The sequence below is a fragment of the Xenorhabdus beddingii genome (genome assembly GCF_002127545.1).
In the GTDB taxonomy this organism is placed as follows: Bacteria; Pseudomonadota; Gammaproteobacteria; order Enterobacterales; family Enterobacteriaceae; genus Xenorhabdus; species Xenorhabdus beddingii.
Map to the genome: position 1 here is coordinate 1 of NZ_MUBK01000113.1, position 1174 is coordinate 1174.

A 1174-nucleotide genomic window follows, 5' to 3' on the forward strand; every position below is an offset into this window, starting at 1 on the left:
TGTCTAAAGAAAAGTTTGAACGTTCAAAACCGCACGTTAACGTTGGTACTATCGGCCACGTTGACCACGGTAAAACTACCCTGACTGCTGCAATCACCACCGTTCTGGCGAAAACTTACGGCGGTAGCGCTCGTGCATTCGATCAGATCGATAACGCACCAGAAGAAAAAGCGCGTGGTATCACCATCTCTACTTCTCACGTAGAATATGATACCCCAACTCGTCACTACGCACACGTTGACTGCCCGGGCCACGCCGACTATGTGAAAAACATGATCACCGGTGCTGCTCAGATGGACGGCGCGGTTCTGGTTGTGGCTGCGACTGATGGCCCAATGCCACAGACTCGTGAGCACATCCTGCTGGGTCGTCAGGTAGGCGTTCCATACATCATCGTGTTCCTGAACAAATGTGACATGGTTGATGATGAAGAGCTGCTGGAACTGGTAGAAATGGAAGTGCGTGAGCTGCTGTCTCAGTACGATTTCCCAGGCGACGACACGCCAATCATCCGTGGTTCTGCTCTGAAAGCGCTGGAAGGCGAAGCAGAGTGGGAAGCGAAGATCATCGAACTGGCTGAAGCACTGGATTCTTACATCCCAGAACCAGAGCGTGACATTGACAAGCCATTCCTGCTGCCAATCGAAGACGTGTTCTCCATCTCCGGTCGTGGTACCGTCGTGACGGGTCGTGTTGAGCGTGGTATCGTTAAAGTGGGCGACGAAGTTGAAATCGTGGGTATCAAAGATACGGCGAAAACAACGTGTACCGGCGTTGAAATGTTCCGCAAACTGCTGGACGAAGGCCGTGCAGGTGAGAACGTGGGTGTTCTGCTGCGTGGTACTAAACGTGACGAAATCGAACGTGGTCAGGTACTGGCTAAACCAGGTTCAATCAAGCCACACACCACTTTCGAATCAGAAGTGTATATCCTGAGCAAAGATGAAGGTGGCCGCCATACTCCATTCTTCAAAGGTTACCGTCCACAGTTCTACTTCCGTACAACTGACGTAACCGGTACTATCGAACTGCCAGAAGGCGTAGAGATGGTAATGCCAGGTGACAACATCAACATGATCGTGACCCTGATTGCACCAATTGCAATGGACGAAGGTCTGCGTTTCGCCATCCGTGAAGGTGGCCGTACTGTAGGTGCTGGTGTTGTTGCTAAAGT

General features: G+C 51.4%; 1 protein-coding gene. It reads left to right on the forward strand.

The window, feature by feature from the left end:
• Window positions 1–1174, forward strand: a 1174-nt coding sequence (gene tuf, locus Xbed_RS18710; RefSeq protein WP_086114309.1) for an elongation factor Tu, incomplete at both ends; no start/stop codon positions are given.